The 21,354-nt window shown below is 65.7% G+C and carries 19 protein-coding genes; 13 read left to right on the top strand and 6 right to left on the bottom strand.

Annotation, left to right across the window (positions count from 1 at the left end; translation table 11 throughout):
* Positions 1-139 precede the first annotated feature (139 nt).
* Positions 140-799 (top strand): GerMN domain-containing protein, encoded by a 660-nt coding sequence (locus tag Q2T94_RS11310; protein WP_302264394.1) that lies wholly within the window; start codon positions 140-142, stop codon positions 797-799.
* Positions 800-867: 68 nt separating this feature from the next.
* A complete protein-coding gene (locus tag Q2T94_RS11305; RefSeq protein ID WP_302264393.1) occupies positions 868-2,121 on the top strand; it encodes an aminotransferase-like domain-containing protein in 1,254 nt (417 codons plus the stop codon).
* A 201-nt stretch (positions 2,122-2,322) separates the two neighbouring features.
* Here the strand turns inward: Q2T94_RS11305 and Q2T94_RS11300 are convergent, their stop codons facing one another.
* Positions 2,323-3,912 carry an IS1182 family transposase gene (locus tag Q2T94_RS11300; protein ID WP_302264391.1) on the bottom strand — a complete coding sequence of 530 codons (1,590 nt, stop codon included), beginning with the start codon at positions 3,910-3,912 and terminating at the stop codon, positions 2,323-2,325.
* A gap of 154 nt (positions 3,913-4,066) precedes the next feature.
* Here Q2T94_RS11300 and Q2T94_RS11295 point away from each other — a divergent pair, with 154 nt between their 5' ends.
* Positions 4,067-4,363 (top strand): DUF503 domain-containing protein, encoded by a 297-nt coding sequence (locus tag Q2T94_RS11295; RefSeq protein ID WP_302264390.1) that lies wholly within the window; start codon positions 4,067-4,069, stop codon positions 4,361-4,363.
* Positions 4,364-4,413: 50 nt separating this feature from the next.
* Here Q2T94_RS11295 and Q2T94_RS11290 read toward each other — a convergent pair whose 3' ends face one another.
* The 3 genes from Q2T94_RS11290 to Q2T94_RS11280 all read right to left on the bottom strand — a co-directional run bounded on the left by Q2T94_RS11290 (position 4,414) and on the right by Q2T94_RS11280 (position 7,040).
* The gene (locus tag Q2T94_RS11290; RefSeq protein ID WP_302264388.1) at positions 4,414-5,883 is read right to left on the bottom strand and encodes an L-lactate permease; all 1,470 of its coding nucleotides are present in this window, start codon (positions 5,881-5,883) and stop codon (positions 4,414-4,416) included.
* Positions 5,884-6,094: 211 nt separating this feature from the next.
* A complete protein-coding gene (locus Q2T94_RS11285) occupies positions 6,095-6,547 on the bottom strand; it encodes a DUF4383 domain-containing protein (RefSeq protein ID WP_302264387.1) in 453 nt (150 codons plus the stop codon).
* A 103-nt stretch (positions 6,548-6,650) separates the two neighbouring features.
* The gene (locus tag Q2T94_RS11280; protein WP_302264386.1) at positions 6,651-7,040 is read right to left on the bottom strand and encodes a winged helix-turn-helix transcriptional regulator; all 390 of its coding nucleotides are present in this window, start codon (positions 7,038-7,040) and stop codon (positions 6,651-6,653) included.
* 108 nt (positions 7,041-7,148) lie between these two features.
* On the opposite strand from Q2T94_RS11280, the gene Q2T94_RS11275 reads away from it, so the two are divergent.
* The 5 genes from Q2T94_RS11275 (at position 7,149) to Q2T94_RS11255 (ending at position 13,253) form a co-directional block, all read left to right on the top strand.
* A complete protein-coding gene (locus Q2T94_RS11275) occupies positions 7,149-7,757 on the top strand; it encodes an NAD(P)-dependent oxidoreductase (RefSeq protein ID WP_302264384.1) in 609 nt (202 codons plus the stop codon).
* A 280-nt stretch (positions 7,758-8,037) separates the two neighbouring features.
* Complete coding sequence (locus Q2T94_RS11270; RefSeq protein WP_302264383.1) at positions 8,038-9,702, top strand: ABC transporter substrate-binding protein; 1,665 nt, start codon at positions 8,038-8,040, stop codon at positions 9,700-9,702.
* A 25-nt stretch (positions 9,703-9,727) separates the two neighbouring features.
* On the top strand, positions 9,728-10,705 hold the full coding sequence (locus Q2T94_RS11265; RefSeq protein ID WP_302264382.1) for an ABC transporter permease: 978 nt from the start codon (positions 9,728-9,730) through the stop codon (positions 10,703-10,705).
* Positions 10,702-11,595, top strand: a complete 894-nt coding sequence (locus Q2T94_RS11260) for an ABC transporter permease (protein WP_302264380.1) — start codon at positions 10,702-10,704, stop codon at positions 11,593-11,595. The genes Q2T94_RS11265 and Q2T94_RS11260 overlap by 4 nt, the downstream gene beginning before the upstream one ends.
* Positions 11,592-13,253, top strand: a complete 1,662-nt coding sequence (locus Q2T94_RS11255) for a dipeptide ABC transporter ATP-binding protein (protein WP_302264379.1) — start codon at positions 11,592-11,594, stop codon at positions 13,251-13,253. The genes Q2T94_RS11260 and Q2T94_RS11255 overlap by 4 nt, the downstream gene beginning before the upstream one ends.
* Before the next feature lie 9 nt (positions 13,254-13,262).
* On the opposite strand, the gene Q2T94_RS11250 is transcribed toward Q2T94_RS11255, so the two are convergent.
* Both Q2T94_RS11250 and Q2T94_RS11245 read right to left on the bottom strand, forming a co-directional pair.
* Positions 13,263-14,363, bottom strand: a complete 1,101-nt coding sequence (locus tag Q2T94_RS11250) for a cation diffusion facilitator family transporter (RefSeq protein WP_302264377.1) — start codon at positions 14,361-14,363, stop codon at positions 13,263-13,265.
* Complete coding sequence (locus tag Q2T94_RS11245) at positions 14,360-14,722, bottom strand: ArsR/SmtB family transcription factor (RefSeq protein ID WP_264269517.1); 363 nt, start codon at positions 14,720-14,722, stop codon at positions 14,360-14,362. The genes Q2T94_RS11250 and Q2T94_RS11245 overlap by 4 nt, the downstream gene beginning before the upstream one ends.
* Positions 14,723-15,304: 582 nt before the next feature.
* Here Q2T94_RS11245 and benA point away from each other — a divergent pair.
* From benA to Q2T94_RS11220, 5 genes are all read left to right on the top strand, one after another.
* The gene (gene benA / locus Q2T94_RS11240) at positions 15,305-16,705 is read left to right on the top strand and encodes a benzoate 1,2-dioxygenase large subunit (protein ID WP_264269520.1); all 1,401 of its coding nucleotides are present in this window, start codon (positions 15,305-15,307) and stop codon (positions 16,703-16,705) included.
* Positions 16,689-17,228, top strand: a complete 540-nt coding sequence (gene benB / locus Q2T94_RS11235; protein ID WP_264269521.1) for a benzoate 1,2-dioxygenase small subunit — start codon at positions 16,689-16,691, stop codon at positions 17,226-17,228. Before benA ends, benB begins: the two co-directional genes overlap by 17 nt.
* Positions 17,229-17,357: 129 nt before the next feature.
* On the top strand, positions 17,358-18,917 hold the full coding sequence (gene benC, locus Q2T94_RS11230) for a benzoate 1,2-dioxygenase electron transfer component BenC (protein ID WP_302264375.1): 1,560 nt from the start codon (positions 17,358-17,360) through the stop codon (positions 18,915-18,917).
* Entirely contained in the window at positions 18,914-19,753 is an 840-nt protein-coding gene (locus tag Q2T94_RS11225; RefSeq protein ID WP_264269523.1) for a 1,6-dihydroxycyclohexa-2,4-diene-1-carboxylate dehydrogenase, read from the top strand. The genes benC and Q2T94_RS11225 overlap by 4 nt, the downstream gene beginning before the upstream one ends.
* Before the next feature lie 187 nt (positions 19,754-19,940).
* Positions 19,941-21,302, top strand: a complete 1,362-nt coding sequence (locus tag Q2T94_RS11220) for an MFS transporter (RefSeq protein ID WP_264269524.1) — start codon at positions 19,941-19,943, stop codon at positions 21,300-21,302.
* Positions 21,303-21,354 lie beyond the last annotated feature (52 nt).

Genomic DNA, 21,354 nt, shown 5'->3' with positions numbered 1-21,354 from the left:
CGGAATGGTTCTGGCGCTCTCGGGTTGCACCGGCGGTCCGGCACCGGCGCCACCAACAACCGGGACAGGGACGTCTGAGTCCAAAGCCCCCTCGGTCTCCGCCCCACCGTTAAATGTTCCGTCAAGCGTGCCGACACCGATGCCGGCACCGTTTCCGACGCAGGCACAAACACCGACACCGACACCTATACCGTCACCGTCTGCCAACGGCTCCGCGATCCCCAGCGAGGTTCCGTCCGCCGCTGCCGCACCGAGCAGCATCCCGACCCCGGCAACGCTGCCGCCAAAGCCCTCCGATTCGGCGAGCGCCACCGGATCCTCGGTTGGAAGTCCCCCGCCGGCTGAAACTCCCGCCCCGGAGTCCCCGTCCGCCACAGCGCTGCCGGAGACGACCACCTCCTCATTGACGATTTTCTACGTGGCGGTCAGTGACCAGGGCAAGGCAGGTCCCATGATCGGTTGCGGCGACAGCATCGTTGCCACCGAAACGGGTCCGGTGATCTATGCCAGCCAGGTGGAGGCGGCCATGAGCGGCTTGCTTGAGAACAAGGAAATCGAGCTCGGCCAGTCGGGCCTGATGAATGCGCTCGCGGGTTCGGACCTGTCCTACGTCTCGTCCACGGTGTCGGAGGGCATCGTCACGGTGGAGCTCACCGGAGACCTCAGCTCCGGCGGCATTTGCGACGATCCGCGCATCATTGCCCAGCTCACCCACACCGCCATGGTTGCCGCCGGGACTGGGGAAGCCCGGATCCTCATCGATGGCGTTGATATCGGCGAAAGCCTTAGCCTGAAATAGCCCGGTGTTGACTTATAGGCAACAAGTGTTGATAAAGTGCCGGTGTGACCTCAACAACAGAACCTGGCATGGGCAGTGAAACCGAAATCGCGATGACCCGTGCGGCCGCGCACGAATCACTCTTCTCGGAGCGCGCATCGCACATCAAGCAATCCGCGGTCCGCGACGTCTTCGAACTCTCCCTGGACCCCACCTTGGTCTCGCTGGCGGGCGGCAACCCCTACCTGCAGTCGCTGCCCCTGGAAAAGCTCGGTGCGATGGCCTCCGAGCTGATCGCGACCCAGGGCATGACAGCGCTGCAGTACGGCAGCGGCCAGGGCACCGAGGAACTGCGCCTGCAGATCTGCGAGGTCATGGCCGAGGAAGGGATCACCGGGGTCGACCCAAATAACATTGTGGTCACCACGGGGTCACAGGCCGCACAGGATGTCGCCTGCAAGGTCTTCTGCAATCCCGGGGACACCGTGCTGTGCGAGGACCCCACATATGTAGGCGCCCTGAACACCTTCGAGGCCTACCAGGTGCGCGCCGAACCCGTTGCCACCGACGAACACGGACTGATTCCTTCGGCCCTGCGCCAGCGCATCGACGAGCTGCGCAGCGAGGGGGCACGGATCAAGTTCCTCTACACGATCCCCAACTTCAACAATCCCTCCGGCATCACCCTGGCTGCCGAGCGCCGGGCCGAGATCGCCGAGATCTGCATCGCCGAGAACATCCTCATCCTGGAGGACAACCCGTACGGCATGTTGCGCTACTCCGGGGAACCGATCAAGCCGCTGCGCGCCTACCACCCCGACCACGTGATCTACATGGGCTCGTTTTCCAAGATCCTGGCACCCGGCCTGCGGATCGGCTGGGCGGTGGTTCCCACGCACCTCTTCCGTCGCTTCTACCTGGCCGCCGAGGCCGTCACGCTCTGCCCCGCAACGTTCAACCAGATGCTGATCAGCAAGTACCTCTCGGAGCATGACTGGCGCGGGCAGATCCAGACCTACCGGGAACTCTACTCAGGGCGCTGTGATGCGATGCTTCAGGCCCTGGACGAGTACATGCCTGAAGGCGTTGGGTACACCCGGCCCGAGGGTGGGTTCTTCATCTGGGTCACGTTGCCGGAAGGAATCGACACCTACCCACTTCTGTCCAAGGGGATCGAGGCAGGGGTCGTCTTCATTCCCGGTGCTGCCTTCAGCCCCCACGACGCCCCCAGCCACCGGTTGCGTCTGGCCTTCAGCGCGGTGCCCGAGGACAAGATCCGCGAGGGCGTCAAACGCCTGGCCCCGGTGCTGGCCGAGGCCATCGCCGAAAACGGCGTCCGCTAGGACCCTGCTGATTTAGTGGCAATTTGAAGGGCTGGTTCCGGTGCAAAAGCATCGAAACCAGCCCTTCTTGGCTGTAGAAACCTGGGTAGCGGATTATTTTTCGTTCCCCGACTTTCGCCGAAACAACGTTTTGGTTCCCTGAGGGGTGTTTACGGGGCCGTCGAAGTGGTTTCGGGACTCAACCTCACCCCGTCCGGGGGCTTAGGCCATGATCCAGGTCCCGTTATCGTCGGTGAGACCCAGTGTCAGCAGCCGCCGAAGGTTCAGCCCCGCCAAACGGGTCTGCAACCAGGCATTGTTCTTGATCGTTCCGCGGTATCTCAAGCGCCGGTTGTTCCCAGCCACCAGCCAGGCAACGGATCGTTCGATCAGCGGCCGGTAGGCCCGGTAGTCGTGCTGGAACCCGGTGTCTTTGGATGCGGCCCGGTGGGCGCGCTGCCGGCCGTGGTGTTCGGTGATGACGACCTTGCGGCCCTTCTTCGCCTTCGTGCACATTTCCCGCAGCGGGCAGCCGTTGCACGCGGCACCGAAGTTCACGTTGCCCTTGGCACTGATCTTGCGCACCACGCCGTTGGGGCATTCCAGGGTCTGCTTTTCCTGGTCGTAGGCGAAGTCGTCGAGCACGTAGCCGCCGGTGACGGCCGGGCGCAGCGGCTTGGGCTTCACCACCGCGTCATGCCCGTTGGTTTCCAGGGCCTCGAGCATGTTCCCGGAGCCGTAGGCCGAATCGCCGAGCACCTGGATACGATCCCCCTCCCCGGAATAGCTTTCATGAGGCGCGGGAATGGACGGGTCGGTGCCCAATAGTTGGATGCCGGCCTCGGCATCACCGGATCCCGGACCGCCGGCCTTCGTCACGGCCCCACTGGTGAAGATCCTGGTTTCCGGTTCCCCCACGATGTGGGCCTTGTATCCATCACGCAGGACCGAGCGGGACTTGTGCGCGTGCCGGGCCTCGGGATCCACCACCGAAATAATCCGGTCCTTGGCGACCCTCCGGGCGATGCGCCACCGCCCATCGGTGCCGTCCGAGCCCTCGGCCGGTTCCACGTCCTGCCCGGCCACCAACGCCAGCAGCGCATAGGACTCACTGGCCTTGGGTTCCAGGGATTCGGGGTTGACCGCGTCCAGCAACGCGAGTGCGTCGTTGACCAACACCGAGACCAGGGCTTCCTTGGCTTCCTTGTCGTCCCAGGCGATCTCCGGCTTCCCGGGGCGCGAGTAGTCATACCCGGTGGCATGGATTGCCAGCAGGGACGCCCCGTCGGGGATGTCTCGGCCGAAGCGGCGGATCGCGGCAATCAGCTGCGTGATGGTGTCCTGCCTGGCCACCGCATCATCAAGGACCGTCGAATCCACGGCCCGTCGGCGTTTGCCGTTGAGGATCCCGGTTTCGGTGACGACCTCGGACACGGCCTCCATGATCCGGTGCGGACGCTCACTGGCGGCTAGGCGCTTGCGCCAATACGTGAGCGTCGAGGCATGGAAGGAAGTTTGGGTGAGGCCGAACCCGCAGGCAGCTTTCCAACGCAAATCAAAGGTCAAGGCCTCCGCGGTCCCGCGGTCCGAGAGGCCTTCCAGGGCCTGGAGGACCAGGACGGAACCGATTACCGAGGCGGGGATGGAGGGTCGGCCTCGGCGCACCGGGAAGAGGTCTTCCATCATGGCATCGGGAAAGAGTCGCTCCCGATGTTCAGCCAGAAACGCGAAGGCACTGCCCGGGGCCAACAGTTCCCCGGCCAGTGCCTGCACATCCAACAACCCGCGCTGAGTCTCTTCGAATCCTTGCATGATCCAAGTCTTAATGACCCGGACCAAAAACCGCGGAGGCGCGCCTTAAACCTAGAAAATTGTTCAGCAGCTTCCTAGGAACTGCCGCACCAGCGCGGTGGAACTCCCGCGCGGAGGGATTCACGGCTCCTGCCGGAAGGCGCATGATGTAACCATGTGGTTTGGATGGATCGAGTTCGACCTCTTGCTGGGAGATGTGCATTCGCTCAAGCAGAAGCGTGCCGTCGTGCGCCCGATACTCAGCGAGATCAGGCGCCGCTTCGAGGTCTCCGTTGCGGAGACCGGCGGACAGGACCTTCACCGGCGCGCAGGGGTGGCCGCGGGACTCGTCGCGGCGGACGCCGTACACGTGATTGAGGTGCTCGACTCCATCGAGCGCCTGGTCGCGGCCCGCCCTGAAGTTCAACTGCTCAACGCACGCCGTCGCCTGGATTCCTCCGGGGACGAGTAGCAGCGTCGTTCACCCACCGCTTGGCTGTCGGCCGGCCCGGGAGCAAATCGCTAGTGGATCACCCAGGTGACCAGGCCCAGCAGGGTGCAGACAACGGCCAGGAGGATGCCCAGACGCGGGGCAATCCACGCGGTGACCTCGCCCTCGCTCGGCGGTGCCGGTTCCGGGGTGGGGCCGGTGGCCGCTGCCACGGGTACGACTGCCATCTCGTAGGCCAGCAGGATGCGCGAGGGCGCGAGCATGGTGGCCATCGAAGCGGTGACATTGGAGACCGCGACGATCTGCAGGACCGAGGATCCCATGCTTGCCGCCGCTTGCGCCTGGGTTGCGGCCAGCATGGAATTTGCCGCCGTATTGGATCCGGAAATGAAACCGGCCAAGCCGTTGACGACCGGCCCCAGCACCAGATATCCGGCACCGATTCCGGCCAGCGCCGCACCCAATTCCCTGCCCATTCCGGTGGCCGCGAGCAGTGCACCCAGGATGGTGAATCCGCCGGTGGCTATCCCCACGGGAATCCAACTGCGGTAGGCCAGGGCAGCGCGTGCGTGCAGGCCGGAGGTTCCGCCGCCCAGGGAGGCGGACCCGTATTGGGCGACCAGGCATGCCACCACCAGCCAGACGCCGCCGCTGGTGATGGCGCGCTTGAGCAGGGAGGCTTCCATCGGCGAACTCAACGCGCGGGCAGCAAGCAAGCCAAGAGTGAGCACCGCATAGGGCAACAATGCCACCCGGACCGCGCGCCCGGCCGGAACCAGCGACCCGCCGATCCTGAAGGCCACCAGGTGCGCCGCCAACACCAGCAGGGAGCCGACGATGCCCGCCGGCGGGGTGCCCATGAGCAGGTTGGCGACCAGGATGCCGGCGTTGAGCAGCACCGCAGCGCCCATCAGGTGCGCCAGCAACCGCCCGGGCCTGGTCGATTCGCCGCGCAGCACCAGCCATGCGGTGATTCCCGCGCCCAGTACCACCGGCAGGGTCAACAGCGCCGAACGGACACCCACGTCGAACAGCGTGAGCCCGGCCAACTCGGCTGCCACCAGGGTGCCGGGACCCAGCGCTCCCCAGGGAACGGCAACCAAACCGAGCAGGCTCAAGATCGCGGAGTGCTTCACCGAATGTCCCAGTTGGATCAACAACGGGACGCCCACGGTGACGCCAATGCCGAAGCCCGTGACCGACTCGGCGAAGGGAACCAGCCCAAAAACCACCAGCACCGTCCCGGCCTGCTGGTTCGAGGCGCTTTGCCGCAGCCAGCCGGAGATCCAGTCCATGGCACCGGTTTCGGAAGTGATGCGCGAGAGCAGCACGCCGCCGAAGAGGATCAGCAGCACCTCGAGGATCGTGGGCCCGAACATGGCCCCTGCCCGCATGAGTTCAGCGGGCGGCGTGGGGAAGAAGAAGACTGCCGCAAGCACGCCGGTGAGCAATGAGTAGATGGCCATGGTGGTGGCCTTCGTCCGGGCCAGGAACAAGCCCATGGCCACCACGATCGGGGAGGCGGCAGCCAGTGCCAGCATGCGGCGGTTCCTTTGGTCGGGGCGCCGCCCCCTGGGGGTTCACGCGGCATGTTCTGCTGCGATTGACCATACCGCTCCGACCACGAAACAACGAGTTGGTTGCGGCGGCAGCCCCCCATAAGGTCATGGCAAACGAGAACCGCCGCACGCTTCACATGGTGAGCGTACGGCGGGTCCCGGGATCGGATTCAGTGGGGAAGTAGGGGCAGGCTCAGGCGGTGCGTCGGGCCGGGGTCGGGTTCTTGCCCAGGGCCAGGCCGAGTCCGGCCATGCCAACGCCCAAAGCGAAGTGCAGGATGTTGTCAGCGGTGTTGACCGGGACAAAGTTCGCGGCACTGGACTGGTCGATGAAGACGCCATAGAAACCCAGCACCAGATAGATGATTCCGCCGACAACGAGGAAGGTCTTTGCCTTGGCCGCACTGCGCCACAGCGTGAGGCCGAAGACGCCGAAGAGCAGGTGGACGACGTTGTGCAGCACCGAGACCTGGAAGATGCCCAGCAACATTGAGCCCGAGTGGTGTCCGGCCATTCCAAGGTGTTCGGTGTTGCTGGTGATGCCGGGGATGAAACCCAGGATGCCTACCAGCAGGAATACAGCGCCGACGGCCAACGCCACGTACTGGAGAAGGGAGGGGCGGGTGGTGATGTGAGTCGAGGCCATGATGGGCTCCTTGCTTTCCTGTCGATTTTCAACGCCTCTGCGTTGCTGACAAAAGGAATTCGGAACCGCCGTGCCGACGGATTGCCCGAAACACAAAAAGTTTTCAGGAAGGAACCGGTGCCTCGTGGAGGTCGTCGTAGTCGTTTCGCGCTCGGATGATTTTCTCGGCATGGTCCTGGGACCATGCCCGCACGACGGCAAGGGGGCCCAGCAAGGTGGCACCAAGTGCGGTGAGTTCGTATTCCACCCGTGGCGGCACCTCGGGGTAAATGGTCCGGGTCAACAACCCGTCACGTTCTAGGGAGCGCAGGGTTTGGGTGAGAACCTTGGGTGTGACACCGCCAATGTCCTGCCGTAGCTGCGAAAACCGGCGCGGCCCCGATTCCAGGGCCAGGAACACCAACGGCGTCCACTTGTCCCCCATGCGCTGCATGATCGAGCGCGAGGGGCAGTCCGGGCTCATGACATCGAAGGCCCGCTGCTCAGTATCCATTAGGTAACCATATTACGTTGAGGTACTCAATATCAATTAGATACCATAGACGTCATGCAACTGTGCGGGCCGTGATGGCCCGCACCACCAGAGAGAAGGGAACAGCCCATGAAGATTGCCGTTTACGGAGCCACAGGAATGGTCGGCAGCCAGATCGTTGCCGAGGCCGCCAAGCGTGGCCATGACGTCACCGCCGTGTCGCGCAGCGGACGCGAAGTCCAGGGAGCCGCCAACGTGGCCACCGCCGAACTGGGCGACATGGCGGCCTACCGTGCGCTGGCCACCGAGAATGACGTAGTCGTCTTCTCGATTCCGCCGTCGCGCACCGGTGAGTCCCACCAGCCTTTCGTCGACGCTCACGAGGAAATCTCCGAGACCCTCGTCCCGGCCCGCGTCTTCATCGTTGGCGGGGCCGGCGCGACCGAGGTCGACGGCGTGCGCCTGTTCAATATCCCGGGCTTCCCCGAGGAATATATGCCCGAGGCCCGCACCATGGGCGAGGTCCTTGACTTCTACACCTCGGCTTCCGGCCTGGACTGGACCATGCTGGCACCGGCACCGGTGATCGCCCCGGGCGAACCGACCGGAGCCATCGTCCTGGGCAACGACTCCCCCGCCGGAGACAAGGTCAGCACCGGGGACTTCGCCGTTGCCGCCCTGGACGAGCTCGAGGATCCCAAGCACCAGCACCGCCGTTTCACGGTGGCAAGCGCCTAAAGGCCTTACCGCAACGCCGTCGCGCGGGATTCATCCCCGCGTTACAACGGGTGTGGTGGGACCGGGAATACCGGTTCCCCCGCACCCGTCGGCGATTAACCTCCAGACGTCGGTGCCGGGAATCGGCTATGAACTCGCCCACACAGCCCTGCGTCATGTCCGCGTCGCGGACTAAGGTGGATGGCGGTACCTAGCTGCCCGCGCTCCCGCCGCCATCCGCCCCGGGAGCCTCGCGGCCGGCCACCACACATCACTTCATCGGTTCGCAGGAAGCAGCTACATGAGACACGTTCGCCCCCTGGCAACTCGCCTATTCCCGGCCGCAACGGCCCTGGCCGCGGCGTTGGTGCTCGCCGGCTGCGCACCGGCCACCACGACGCCGGAGTCCGGCACCGATGCCGGCACTCCGGTCGCCGGCGGCACCCTGGTCTACGCCTCAGGCGATGCCGAGCCCGACTGCCTGGATCCGCACGTGGGCGGCAACTACCCCCAGGCACTGGTCTCCTCCCAGTATCTGGAGACCCTGTACACCAAGGACGCCGATGGCAAACTGGTTCCTTGGCTCGCCGAGGATTCCACCGTCTCCGCCGACGGGCTAACCCGCACCGTGAAGGTCCGCGAGGGCATCAATTTCACCGACGGCACCCCGTTGACCGCCGAGGCCGTCAAGGCGAACTTCGAGCACCTGCTCGATCCCAAGACCGCGTCCTCCACCGGGTTCCTGGCCCTGGGCAAGATCGATTCCATGAAGGCGATCGACGAGGCCACCCTCGAGCTGAAGCTCAAGGCCCCCGACAACTCCCTGCTCGAGTCCTTCTCGATGCCGTGGGTCTCCATCCAGTCCCCGGTGGCGCTCAAGCGCAGCCAGGAAGAGAACTGTGCCGCACCCGTGGGCACCGGCCCGTTCAAGGTCGCATCCTGGAAGAAGCAGGACGCGGTGAACATGGTGCGCAACGAGGACTACGTGCAGCCTGTGGCCACGCCGGGCCACGAGGGCGCGGCCTACCTGGACGGCATCACCTGGCGCTTCATCCCCGAGGCCGCCACCCGCTACGCCGCCCTGCAGGCCGGCGAGGTCCAGATCATCGACAACGCCCAGCCCGACACCATTGCCGCCGCCGCCAAGTCCCAGGGCATCGAGCACCTGGACGCACCCCGCCCCGGCGCCTCGAACCGCATCGAGCTGAACTCCTCCAAGGCCCCGTTCAACGACGCCTTGGTCCGCGAGGCCTTCATCCACGCGGTCAACGTCAACGCCGGCATCGACTCGCTCTTCTTCGGCACCGCGCCGCGCTCCTACTCCCCGCTCTCCAGTGTCGAGCCCCTGGCGTACTCCGCTGAATCGCTCTTCGGCTACGACCCGGCCAAGGCAGCGGAACTGCTGGATGCCGCCGGCTGGACCGAACGCGACTCCGAGGGCTACCGCACTAAGGACGGGGAGCGCCTCTCGCTCACTTTCCCGGTGAGCACCAGCCAGTCGATCCCCGCCGAACAGTCGCTCTTTGAGCAGCTGCAGGCCACCGCCAAGGAATCGGGCATCGAGGTCAAGATCAACCTGCTGGATCTCTCCAGCTGGTACGGCGAACTGTTCAAGAACAACTACAACCTGGTCTCCGCGCCCTACACCAAGGTCGGCCCGAGCGTACTGAGCATTCTCTTCCACTCGGATTCGACCATCCCGGCACCCTCGGGCTACTTCGCCAACCTCTCCCAGGTCAAGGATCCGTCGCTCGACGCATTGCTGGAAACCGCCGGTTCCACCGAGGACGAGGCACAGCGCAAGGACCTGTACGCACAGGCGCAGAAGTTGGTGCTCGAGGGCTACTACCTGCTGCCGCTCTACAACCAGCAAAACCACTTCCTCCACTCCTCGAAGCTGCAGAACGTGGGAACCACCACCGCGGTGGCCACACCGACGTTCTTCGACACCTGGCTGGCCAAGTAGCCCACTGCCCCGAATACCTCCACCCATGAGCCTTCGTGCCCCAAGCGGCAGGCGGTCGACCCGGATTGCCCGGTCGACCGCCCGCTGGGTGCTGGGCAAGGTCGGCGGAGGGTTGTTCGTGCTGTGGGCGGTGTCCACGGCGATCTTCTTTGGCATCCGGATGATTCCCGGCGACCCGGCCGAGGCGATCATGGGCGGGCCCGGCTCGCAGGCCTCGGCCCAGGCGCTGGCCCAGGCCCGTGCCGACTACGGACTGGACCAACCGCTGTACGTGCAATATTTTGGCCAGTTGTGGCGCCTGGCCACCGGCGACCTGGGCACCTCCTATTCGCTGAAGATCCCCGTGGCCGAGGTCCTGGGAGAACTGGTTCCGCCCACCCTGGTCCTGGCGGTGCTCGCCCTCTTGGTGGCCTGGGCGCTGGCGCTGGTGGTCGCGGTGCTCTCCACGCGCAGCGGTGCCCTGGGCTCGGCCTTGGCCTCGGGCCTGGAAATCGTCTCGGCCGCCGTCCCGCACTTCTGGCTCGCCAGCGTGCTGATCATGCTCTTTGCCACGGCGCTGGGCTGGCTGCCTCCGGTGAGCACCACTGCGCCGGCCGGCTTGGTGTTGCCGGTGGCCACCCTGGCCCTGCCGCTGGCCGGTTTCCTGGGCCAGGTCATGCGCGACACCCTGAACGCGGCGCACCGCTCCCCCTTCGCACTCTCGGCCCGGGCTCGCGGGGAATCGGAGACCGGCGTGCTGCTGCGCCATTCCCTGCGCCACGCGGCACTGCCGGGTATCGCCCTTTCCGGCTGGGCGTTCGGTTCCCTGCTCTCCGGCGCTGTGGTCGTTGAATCCATTTTCGCCCGGCCGGGCCTGGGCCGCTCGCTGCTATCGGCGGTCACCGCCCGCGACATCCCGATGGTCACCGGCGTGGCACTGCTCTCTGCAGCCGCCTATGTGGTGATCATGGCCTTCTCCGACCTGGCCGAGCGCCTGGCCGACCCGCGGATGGCCGCATCGTGAGCATGGACAAAAACGAGCTGAGCCCGGGAGACCCGGTGTTGGCCCCGCATCCATCCAAACGTCCTGCACCCGGCACCGGGGGGCTAAGGGCATTGGCGGCCCGCCTGCCGTTGCTGCTCTCGGCAACGGTGCTCGCGTTCTTCTTGCTGGCGGCAATTTTCCCGAACCTCTTGGCTCCCTACGACCCGTTGGCCATCAACCCCGCCGATGCATTCTCCGGTCCCGGGCCCGGACACCTGCTGGGCACCGACGAATCCGGGCGCGACATCTATTCGCGCATCATCCACGGCGCGCGGCCCTCGCTGCTGATCGGTGCCGCGGCCACGGCGATCGGCCTGGGGCTGGCCCTGGTGCTGGGGACCATTGCCGGATTCGGCGGCAAGTGGCTGGACTTCGGCGTCGGACGGGTCCTGGAGGTGCTCTTTGCGTTGCCTGGCCTGCTGCTGGCCCTGGTGTTCATTGCCTTGGCCGGACCCGGGGTGGGAACCACGGTGGTTGCCGTGGGGCTGACCACGGCCCCCGGGTACGCGCGGATGATCCGCGCCCAGATCATCGCGCTGCGCACCTCCCCCATGGTCGAGGCCGCCACGGTGCTGGGACGAACCCGCTCCCGGATCCTGGCCATCCACATCCTGCCCAACGCGCTGGCACCGATCGCGGTGCTGGGCACCCTGGGCCTGGGGCAGGCCGTGGTCTGGGCGGCGTCGCTGAGCTTCCTGGGCCTGGGCGCCCCTCCCCCGGCTCCGGAGTGGGGCGCCATGCTTTCGGCCGGGCGCACCTACCTGGCACTGGCCTGGTGGATGACATTCTTCCCCGGCCTGGCCATCGTCTTGGTCGCCGCCGCCTCCACCGTCCTTTCCCGGGCCATGAAGGCCGCGGGTGCCCGATGAGTGCACCGGCACCGATCCTTCGGGTCGAAAACCTCGACGTCTCTTTCGGGGAAACCCCAGTTGTCTTGGACGTTTCCCTCTCCGTAGGCCCCGGTGAATGCCTGGCGCTGGTCGGCGAATCGGGCTCCGGAAAGTCCGTGACGGCCCGCTCACTGATCGGTTTGGCGGGGCCGGGCTCCACCGTGCGGGCCGGCGCACTGGAGGTGGCCGGCGTGGACGCACGGGGCCTTTCCCCACGTGCCTGGCGCTCGATCCGCGGCAGCAAGGTCGGATTCATCCTGCAGGACGCCCTGACCTCGCTGGATCCCCTGCGCAAGATCGGCAAGGAAATCGACGACGCGCTGCGCCTGCACGGTTCCGGCTCCGGTGCCGCGCGCGCCGCAAAGGTCGTGCAGTTGCTGGAATCGGTGGGGCTGGATGATCCGGTGCGCCGGGCCGGGCAGCGTTCCGGGGAACTTTCCGGCGGCATGCGCCAGCGCGCCCTGATTGCCTCGGCCATCGCCCTGGACCCGGCTCTGGTCATTGCCGACGAACCCACCACCGCCCTGGACGCCACGATCGCCGCCGCGGTGCTGGATCTGCTGGGCGAACTGCGGGCCGCGGGCTCAGGCATGCTGTTGATCAGCCACGACTTGTCCACGGTCTCCAACGTCGCCGACACCATTGCGGTGATGCAGGCCGGGCGCATCGTGGAAACCGGTCCGACACAACGGATCCTGGGCGATCCGCAGCACCCGTACACCAAGGCATTGCTGGCCGCGGTGCCGGCCGGCAAGCCCCGATTCGCGCGACTCTCCCCCGCCACCGCCACCCCCGCGACTCCGGAACCGGGACCCGCTGTGCCGCCGGTGACCCCCGGGGATTCCATGCAACTGCCGGTGCTCAGCGCACGCTCGATCTCCCGGTCCTTCAAGATGCCGGGGGCCGCGGATTTTCCGGCGGTGAAAAACGTCGACTTCGACCTGTTGCCCGGCCGCACCCTGGGTGTGGTGGGCGAATCCGGGTCCGGGAAGACCACCACGGCCCGCATGGCCCTGGGGCTGCTTGGCCCGGACACGGGCTCGGTGGAACTCTTCGGCGAGCCCTGGAGCTCGGTGCCCGAGTCCCAACGGCGCACCCGCCGCTCGTGGCTCGGCGCCGTCTACCAGGACCCGTTGTCGTCCTTCGACCCACGCCATTCGATGGGGCAGGTGCTGGCCGATGCGCTGAGTTTCGGGGCCACCCGCAATCCGCGCAAACACGCCGGGCGGATCACCGAGCTGCTCTCCCTGGTGGGCCTCGCACCCGAGCTGTCGGCCAGGAACCCCGCCACCCTTTCGGGCGGCCAACGCCAGCGCCTGGCCATCGCCCGCGCCCTGGCACCCAACCCGCGCGTGCTGATTTGCGACGAACCGGTCTCCGCCCTGGACGTCTCGATCCAGGCGCAGGTGCTGGATCTGCTCGACGAGCTGCAGCAGCGCCTCGGGCTGGGCTACCTCTTCATTTCCCACGACCTGTCGGTGATCAGGCACATGAGCGATACGGTACTGGTGATGCGCGCCGGGGAGGTTGTCGAGTCTGGCGCCACCGAGTCGGTCTTCACCGATCCGAGACATCCATACACCCGTGCCCTGCTGGCCGCATCCCCGGGCATTTCACCGGGGCGCTTGCCCAGGTAGGCGCCGGGTTCAGGACCTGAGGTCCCGGGCGAGGCCGGATTCCGTGGATTCCCTGACCACATCCAACGGGCGCGTCCCGGTTTGGATGAGGATGTCATCAAGCTTGGGCAGCGCCCGGACGAGCTGCAGCTTCGCGTCCCGGATGGTCGATTCGACCTCGGAGAGCGCCGCGTCCCTGACCTCGACAGTCGCCGTGCAGTGCAGCCGGTGGCCCACCCAGCGCAACTGGATCCGGGGCGTCGCCAGGATCCCGGGAACGGAGTTGAAGGCTTCCTCCGCCCGGGCCAGGAGATCGGGTTCGATGCCATCCATGAGCCGGCGGCCGATGCTGCGCACGGTGCCGAAGAGCAGGACCATGATGGCGGCGGAGATGACCAGTCCCACGATCGGATCGGCCAAGGGGAAGCCCAGCATGGCGCCTCCCGCGCCCAGGACCACGGCCAGGGAGGTAAATCCGTCGGTGCGCGCGTGGACCCCATCGGCAACCAGCGCGGCGGAACCGATCTTCCGGCCGATCCTGATCCGGTACATGGCCACGGCCTCGTTGCCAATGAAGCCAATGACCCCGGCCGCCAGGACCCAGCCCAGATGCTGAAGCGGTTGCGGGTGGATCAGGCGATCGATGGATTGCCAGGCGGCGAGAATGGCCGAAAGCGCGACCACCGCGACGATGAACAGCCCGGCCAGGTCCTCGGCCCGCCCGTATCCGAAGGTATAGCGGCGGTTGGCTGCCCGGCGTCCGAGGATGAAGGCTATCCACAGGGGCACGGCGGTGAGCGCATCGGAGAAGTTGTGAATGGTATCGGCGAGCAACGCCACCGAGCCGCTGACCATGACCACCGCCAGTTGCAGCACCGTGGTGCCCAGCAGGATGAACATGCTGATCTTCAGGGCGCGGATTCCCTGGATGTTGGATTCCAGGGCGTCGTCGATCGAATCGGCGGAGTCGTGCGTGTGCGGGACGAAGAGTTCAAAGAGCCACCCCTTGAAACCGGAATGGTGGTGGGAATGCCCGTCATGTCCGTGGTCGTGATCGTGGTCATGATCGTGGTCGTGGTCATGCCCGTCATGCCCGTGGCTGTGTTCTGCTGACTCATCGCTCGGGCTCATGCCGATTGCCGTCCGCGCGCGTGGTGGGCGGGTGTGCCGCCCAGGGCATGTTCGGCCTGGTGGATCGCGTCGACGACCAACTGGCGGGCGTGCTCGTTTTCGAGCCGATAGAGGACCTTCGTTCCTTCTTGACGGGTGGCGACCATCCGGGCCAGGCGCATCTTGGCCAGGTGCTGCGAAACCGAGGCAGGGGTTTTGCCCAAAAGCTCGGCCAGTGCCCCCACCGCCATTTCCCCGGACCGAAGGGCCAGAATGATTCTCACACGGGTGGCGTCGGCAAGCATGCTGAACACTTCAACGGCAAGCTCCACATACTGGCTGTCGGAGTCCAGGGTACAAGACTTGTTATCTGCATTCATACGCACATAGTTGCACAGCACGAGCGCGGGATCAAGGATCCGCCTTCGGCAGTGGTGGCAATGCGGTGCCGAAGCAGCCAACCAAGAGACCGACACCGCCCATACCCAGGACGCCGTTTGGGCCGATTCCGGGCCCGCCCTTTTGGCGGCCTGGATGATGACCAGCATAGGAGACGGCAACGGTGATGAATCTGGCGCAGTTGGCGCTGATCGAGGCTTCTCCCAGGACCCCCGGAAGGCGCCTGCACTGACCTCGGGTCCCGGTTCCGGCCTGCTGGTGCTGGGCCACGATTGGAACCGTCTTTTGAAAGGAGGACAACGGCCTCCATCCCTGTGGCGGCACGGGATCCGGCCCGGGGAGAACCATTTGGGGCCCCACGCTACGGCGCGGGCGCGCCGTAGACAAATACCCAGATCTTTGTGATTGATATCGCAATCCACTCAATGGACATCACCCTGGGTCAACCCTAGGCATATGCCCAGTGTGAGGTCACGCACATACTGACATGGTGTATCTCATGGTTTCGCCACCCACCGGGTGGACCAGGGCGCCAGCGCCCGCTACGAAGGATGGAGCACTCCATGACAGAAACACTTGATACCGTCTCGGCCCTGCTTGATGATGCACTCGTCGACAGCCCGGAGACCGGCCAATTCCGCGCCAACCGAAATATCTTCACCGATGAAGAGACCTTCGAGCTCGAAATGAAGCACATCTGGGAGGGCAACTGGATTTACCTGGCCCACGAATCCCAGATCCCGAACATCGGCGACTACTTCACCACGAACATCGGCCGCCAGCCGATCGTGATCTCGCGCAACAAGGAAGGCGTGCTCAACGCCCTCATCAACGCGTGCAGCCACCGCGGTGCCATGCTTTGCCGCCGCAAGACCGATAACCGCACCACCTTTACCTGCCCATTCCACGGCTGGACTTTCAACAACTCCGGCAAGCTGCTCAAGGTCAAGGACTCCCGCGGCGCCGGCTACCCGGAGGGCTTCAACAAGGACGGCTCGCACGACCTGACCAAGGTCGCCCGCTTCGAGTCCTACCGCGGCTTCCTCTTCGGCTCGCTGAACGCGGACGTCAAGCCGCTGACCGAGCACCTCGGTGAATCCACCAAGATCATCGACATGATCGTGGACCAGTCCCCCGAGGGCCTCGAGGTCCTGCGCGGCTCCTCCACCTACACCTACGACGGCAACTGGAAGCTCCAGGCGGAGAACGGCGCCGACGGCTACCACGTCTCGGCCACGCACTGGAACTACGCTGCCACCCAGGCCCGCCGCAGCGCGGGCGAGTCCACCAATGACACCAAGACCATGGATGCCGGCGGCTGGGACAAGCAGGAAGGCGGCTACTACTCCTTCGAAAACGGCCACCTGCTGCTGTGGACCGAATGGTTGGACCCGGCCAACCGCCCGCTGGCCGAGAAGCGCGACGAATTGGTTGCCGCCCACGGCGAAGCCAAGGCCGACTGGATGATCGGTGTCTCCCGCAACCTCTGCCTGTACCCGAACGTGTACCTGATGGACCAGTTCTCCTCGCAGATTCGCGTCTTCCGCCCGGTGGCAGTGGACAAGACCGAGGTCACCATCTACTGCATCGCCCCGGTCGGCGAATCCGACGAGGCCCGCGCGAACCGCATCCGCCAGTACGAGGACTTCTTCAACGCCTCGGGCATGGCCACCCCGGATGACCTCGAGGAATTCCGCTCCTGCCAGAAGACCTACCTGGCCACCGCCGCCAAGTGGAACGACCTCTCCCGCGGACAGGCGCACCAGATCACCGGTGCCGACGAGAACGCCAAGAAGATCGGCCTGGAGCCGATTTCCTCCGGCGCCCGCACCGAGGACGAGGGGCTGTACCCGATCCAGCACGGCTACTGGCTGGACACGATGCGCAAGGCCGTCGCCGCCGAGGCCTCATCCACCACCACCGGCACCACCGAACAGGGGAACAACCATGACTGCAACCACTAACGCCATCGTCACCAAGATCCAGACCGGCGCCGGTGAGGTCAAGCTGGAGGACATCGCGCAGTTCCTCTACCGCGAAGCCCGTTTCCTGGATGACCGCGACTTCGATCGCTGGATCGACTGCTACCACCCCGAGGCCACCTTCTGGATGCCGGCCTGGGCCGATGACGACAAGCTCACCGAGGATCCGCAGCGCGAGATCTCGCTGATCTTCTACGGAAACCGCGGTGGCTTGGAAGACCGCGTCTTCCGCATCAAGACCGACCGCTCCAGCGCCACTTCGCTGCCGGAGCCGCGCACCGGGCACAACATCTCCAACGTCGAGATCGTTTCGGTCGACGGCGACAAGGTCGATGTGCGCTTCAACTGGTTCACCCTGTACTACCGCTACCAGAACGTCGACACCTACTTCGGCACCTCCTTCTACACGATCGACTACTCCGGCACCCAGCCGGTGATCATGGCCAAGAAGGTTGTGCTGAAGAACGACTACATCCACCACGTCGTGGACATCTACCACATCTAGTCCCGCCCGGACCGGGGCCCGTTCCCGGCCCACCGGACTGGTGGTGCGGGGGCGCATCTTGCGCCCCCGCACCACCACCTTGCACCAGCTGCCGCACCACCCTGCACTATTTTGAAAAGAGCCCCCCTCATGACCTATCAGGTTGCCCTCGCCTTCGAGGACGGTATTACCCGGTTCATTAAAGTCGGACCCCGCGAAACCGTCGCCGATGCCTCCTACAAGGCACGGATCAATATTCCGCTTGACTGCCGCGACGGCGCCTGCGGCACCTGCAAGGCCTTCTGCGAATCCGGCAAGTTCGACGGCGGTGACTACATCGAGGAGGCACTGACCGACGACGAGGCCGAGAAGGGCTTCTGCCTCCCGTGCCAGATGGTGCCCGAGTCCGACCTCGTGCTGCAGATCCCCACGACCTCGGATGTCGCCAAGACGACTGCCACCACCCACTCCTCGACGCTGACAGAGATCCGCCGCCTCTCCGAGACGACCTACGCGTTCAGCCTCGAGATCGAGAACCGCGACGAGCTCTCCTTCCTGCCCGGCCAGTACGTGAACATCGAGGTTCCCGGCTCCGGCGGCCAGACCCGCTCGTACTCCTTCAGCTCCGGCCCGGAGGTCTCCACCCTTTCCTTCCTGATCCGCATCACCGACGGCGGATTGATGTCCACCTACATGCGCGACGTCGCAGCCGTCGGGGACCAGATCAACTTCACCGGCCCGATGGGCAGCTTCTTCCTGCGCGATCCCAAGCGCACGTCGCTGCTGCTCGCCGGCGGCACCGGACTGGCCCCGCTGCTGGCCATCCTGGAAAAGCTCTCGGGCATGGACACCCCCCACCCGACCCACCTCATCTACGGCGTCAACACCGACACCGACCTGGTCGAGCTCGACGTGCTGGAGGACTACAAGTCGCGCATTGACGGCTTCACCTTCGACACCGTCGTCGGGGACCCGAACAGCGCCGCGGAAAAGAAGGGCTACGTCACCAACCACTTCGAGCCGCACCACCTGGCCGAGGGCGACGTGGATATCTACCTCTGTGGCCCGCCGCCCATGGTCGAGGGCGTCCGCCGCCACCTGGAGGCCGAAGGCATCAAGCCGCAGAACTTCTACTTCGAGAAGTTCGCCCTTGCAGTCGTTCCCGATGCGGCCGCGGCGCCGGAGGCACCGGCACCGGCAGCTCCCGCAGAGGAGGCAGTGGAGGCAGTGGAGGCTCCGGCAGCCCTGCCCACCTACGAAATCGGCGAAGAGCACGCAACTTTTCAGGCGCAATTCGACGCGCGCATGGCCCTGGAACTGGCCATCGTTGAACTGACCATGGGCAAGCTGACCCCTGAGCAGCTGGCCGAATTCAAGGTCCTGGCCGAACTGGCCGGCAAGACCCTGTCGGGTGAGAATTTCGTGGACGCCGCGGAATTCACCGTGACCAACGACGCCTTCCACCAGTTCCTGTTCCGCTGTGTCGGCAACGAACACCTGCTGCAGGCGTACAACCGACTGGAGGTCCCCGCGACCATGGCCAAGGTACTGCGCCAGGAGCACTGGATCGACGGCGCCGTCGACGCCGACCACCTGGAAATCGTCGCCGCCTTCGAGAACCAGGACTTGGCAGCTGCCCGCACGGCCATCATGGCCCACAACGAGCACGCCAAGGCCACCATGGCCGCCGCGTCGCGCGCGTCCAAATGAGCGCCGACAACCCGGCGGTGAACCATGCCGCCGCGGCACCACTGCCCGAATCCTTCCACGCGGGCCGTTTCGCCTCCAAGGTCGTGCTCATCACCGGAGCCGCCCAGGGCATTGGCTGGGCAGTGGCCCGGCGCATTGCCGCCGAGGGTGCGGAGCTGGTCCTGGTGGACCGTTCGCCGCTGGTGCACGACATCGCCGAGGGCCTGCGGGCGCAGGACGTCAAGGCGCTGAGCGTCACCGCCGACCTCGAAACCTTTGAGGGCGCGCTGGCCGCGGTCACCGCCGCGGTCACCGAATACGGCCGGATCGATGTGCTCATCAACAACGTCGGCGGGACCATTTGGGCCAAGCCGTTCGAGCACTATGCCCCGGAGGAAATCCAGAAGGAAATCCAGCGCTCGCTCTTCCCGACCCTGTGGATGTGCCGCGCGGCGTTCCCGGAAATGGTCAAGGCCGGCTCCGGAACCATCGTGAACGTCTCCTCGGTTGCCACCCGCGGACTCAACCGCGTCCCGTACGCCGGAGCCAAGGGCGGGGTCAAGGCCATCACCTCGGCCCTGGCCATGGAGGGGGCAGCCCACGGAATCCGCGTGGTGGCCACCGCCCCCGGCGGCACCGAGGCCCCCGAACGCCAGGTAAAGCGGGGCCCGGCCCCCGAAGGCGAGCAGGAGAAGGCCTGGTACCAGCAGATCGTTGACCAGACCATCGATTCCACCCTGATGAAGCGTTACGGAACCCTCGACGAACAGGCAGGACCCATCGTGTTCCTGGCCTCCGACGAGGCTTCATACATCACCGGCAGCACCCTTGCGGTGGCCGGAGGGGACCTCGGCTAGATAGGTATCTTTCAATTGCATGCAGGCGGCGGTATCCCCGCCGCCTGCGTGCTATCCACGGCCCGCCGCCCGATTATCCTTCGGGTCAAGGCTTCCACCCCGCAGCCTCACGCTGCGGCACTTGTCCGTGCCCCGAAACCCCGCACAAAGCCGTGCGCCCGGGGCCCATAAAAATATGGAGCAAATCGTGAAATCACCGGAAGCAAGCGCCACCAAGAAGCAAAAAAACACCGTCCACTGGGTCGTCGCCATCGCCGCGATCGCCCTGATCTTTGATGGATACGACCTGGTCGTCTACGGCACCGTCGTCTCCACCCTGCTCAATGACCCGACCCAGCTCGGTGCAATCGGACCGGCCACCGCAGGTGTGCTGGGAAGCTGGGCACTGTTCGGGGTCATGGTCGGGGCCTTGGTCACCGGCGCGATCGGTGACTACCTCGGCCGCCGCAAGATCATGATCGCCGGCATCATCTGGTTCTCCGTGGGCATGGGCCTGACCGCCCTGGCCCCGAACGTCATCGCTTTCGGCGCCCTGCGCTTCGCCACCGGAATCGGCGTCGGCGCACTGGTTGCCACCGCAGGTGCGGTCGTGGCCGAATTCGCACCCAAGGGCAAGCGCAACTACTACAACGCCATCGTCTACTCCGGTGTCCCCGTGGGCGGGGTCCTGGCATCACTGCTGGCCATCGTCCTGCTGGACCTTGTCGGCTGGCGCGGGCTCTTCTTCATCGGCGCAACCCCGCTGCTCTTCCTGCTGCCCATGGCGCTGACGAAGCTGCCCGAGTCCCCGCAATGGCTCATGGCCCGCGGCCGCACCGAGGAAGCCGAGCGCGTCTCGATCCGCACCGGCGTCCCGATCGCAGAAACGGCCCCGACGCACGGTGCCCACGCACTTGTATCCGAACCGGTCGACACAAAGATCGGCTTCCGGGCACTGGCCTCCAAGAAGTACGCCCTGCCCACCTTGTTGCTGGGCCTGATGAGCTTCGCCGGCCTGATGCTGACCTACGGCCTGAACACCTGGCTGCCGCAGATCATGACCCAGTTCGGCTACGGCAAGTCCTACTCGCTCGCCTTCCTGCTGGTACTCAATGCCGGCGCCGTCTTCGGCGGGTTGATTGCCTCCGTGGGCGCCGATCGCGTCGGTGCCAAGCGCGTGGTTTCCACGACGTTCTTCCTCGCCGCGGTGGCCATGGTGATGCTGACCCTGCAGCTTCCCTTCGGAATCCTGCTCGGGCTGGTTGCCGTGGCAGGCGTGGGTACCATCGGCACGCAGGTGCTGATCTACGGGTTCGTGTCCAACTACTACAACAGCGCCGCCCGCGGCGCCGGGGTTGCCTGGTGCGCCGGATTCGGTCGCCTGGGCGGCATCTTCGGGCCGTTGATCGGCGGACTGCTCATCGCAGCAGGCGTGCAAAACCACGTCGCCTTCTACGTCTTCGCGGGAGTTGCTATCGTTGGTGCAATGGTGACCGCCTTTGTTCCCTTGCGCAACTCCGAGACCCAGCTGCCGGCCGGCTCCGCGGCACGGGTCAAGATCGCCAAGTAACCACAGGTCGGCTGCAGAACCGGCCACCGGGGGCCGCGTGGACAAGGATGTT

This window comes from Paeniglutamicibacter sulfureus, assembly GCF_030512175.1.
GTDB lineage: Bacteria > Actinomycetota > Actinomycetes > Actinomycetales > Micrococcaceae > Paeniglutamicibacter > Paeniglutamicibacter sulfureus.
Note: the sequence above shows the minus strand (reverse complement) of the source record. Positions and strands in the feature narration are given on the sequence as shown.

Excerpts from the sequence above, each read along its gene's own strand:
- Q2T94_RS11310 (WP_302264394.1), top strand. The coding sequence starts at position 140 with ATGCCGGCACCGTTTCCGACGCAGGCACAAACACCGACACCGACACCT.
- Q2T94_RS11305 (WP_302264393.1), top strand. The coding sequence starts at position 868 with ATGGGCAGTGAAACCGAAATCGCGATGACCCGTGCGGCCGCGCACGAA.
- Q2T94_RS11300 (WP_302264391.1), bottom strand. The coding sequence starts at position 3,912 with ATGCAAGGATTCGAAGAGACTCAGCGCGGGTTGTTGGATGTGCAGGCA.
- Q2T94_RS11295 (WP_302264390.1), top strand. The coding sequence starts at position 4,067 with ATGTGGTTTGGATGGATCGAGTTCGACCTCTTGCTGGGAGATGTGCAT.
- Q2T94_RS11290 (WP_302264388.1), bottom strand. The coding sequence starts at position 5,883 with ATGCTGGCACTGGCTGCCGCCTCCCCGATCGTGGTGGCCATGGGCTTG.
- Q2T94_RS11285 (WP_302264387.1), bottom strand. The coding sequence starts at position 6,547 with ATGGCCTCGACTCACATCACCACCCGCCCCTCCCTTCTCCAGTACGTG.
- Q2T94_RS11280 (WP_302264386.1), bottom strand. The coding sequence starts at position 7,040 with ATGGATACTGAGCAGCGGGCCTTCGATGTCATGAGCCCGGACTGCCCC.
- Q2T94_RS11275 (WP_302264384.1), top strand. The coding sequence starts at position 7,149 with ATGAAGATTGCCGTTTACGGAGCCACAGGAATGGTCGGCAGCCAGATC.
- Q2T94_RS11270 (WP_302264383.1), top strand. The coding sequence starts at position 8,038 with ATGAGACACGTTCGCCCCCTGGCAACTCGCCTATTCCCGGCCGCAACG.
- Q2T94_RS11265 (WP_302264382.1), top strand. The coding sequence starts at position 9,728 with ATGAGCCTTCGTGCCCCAAGCGGCAGGCGGTCGACCCGGATTGCCCGG.
- Q2T94_RS11255 (WP_302264379.1), top strand. The coding sequence starts at position 11,592 with ATGAGTGCACCGGCACCGATCCTTCGGGTCGAAAACCTCGACGTCTCT.
- Q2T94_RS11250 (WP_302264377.1), bottom strand. The coding sequence starts at position 14,363 with ATGAGCCCGAGCGATGAGTCAGCAGAACACAGCCACGGGCATGACGGG.
- Q2T94_RS11245 (WP_264269517.1), bottom strand. The coding sequence starts at position 14,722 with ATGAATGCAGATAACAAGTCTTGTACCCTGGACTCCGACAGCCAGTAT.
- benA (WP_264269520.1), top strand. The coding sequence starts at position 15,305 with ATGACAGAAACACTTGATACCGTCTCGGCCCTGCTTGATGATGCACTC.
- benB (WP_264269521.1), top strand. The coding sequence starts at position 16,689 with ATGACTGCAACCACTAACGCCATCGTCACCAAGATCCAGACCGGCGCC.
- benC (WP_302264375.1), top strand. The coding sequence starts at position 17,358 with ATGACCTATCAGGTTGCCCTCGCCTTCGAGGACGGTATTACCCGGTTC.
- Q2T94_RS11225 (WP_264269523.1), top strand. The coding sequence starts at position 18,914 with ATGAGCGCCGACAACCCGGCGGTGAACCATGCCGCCGCGGCACCACTG.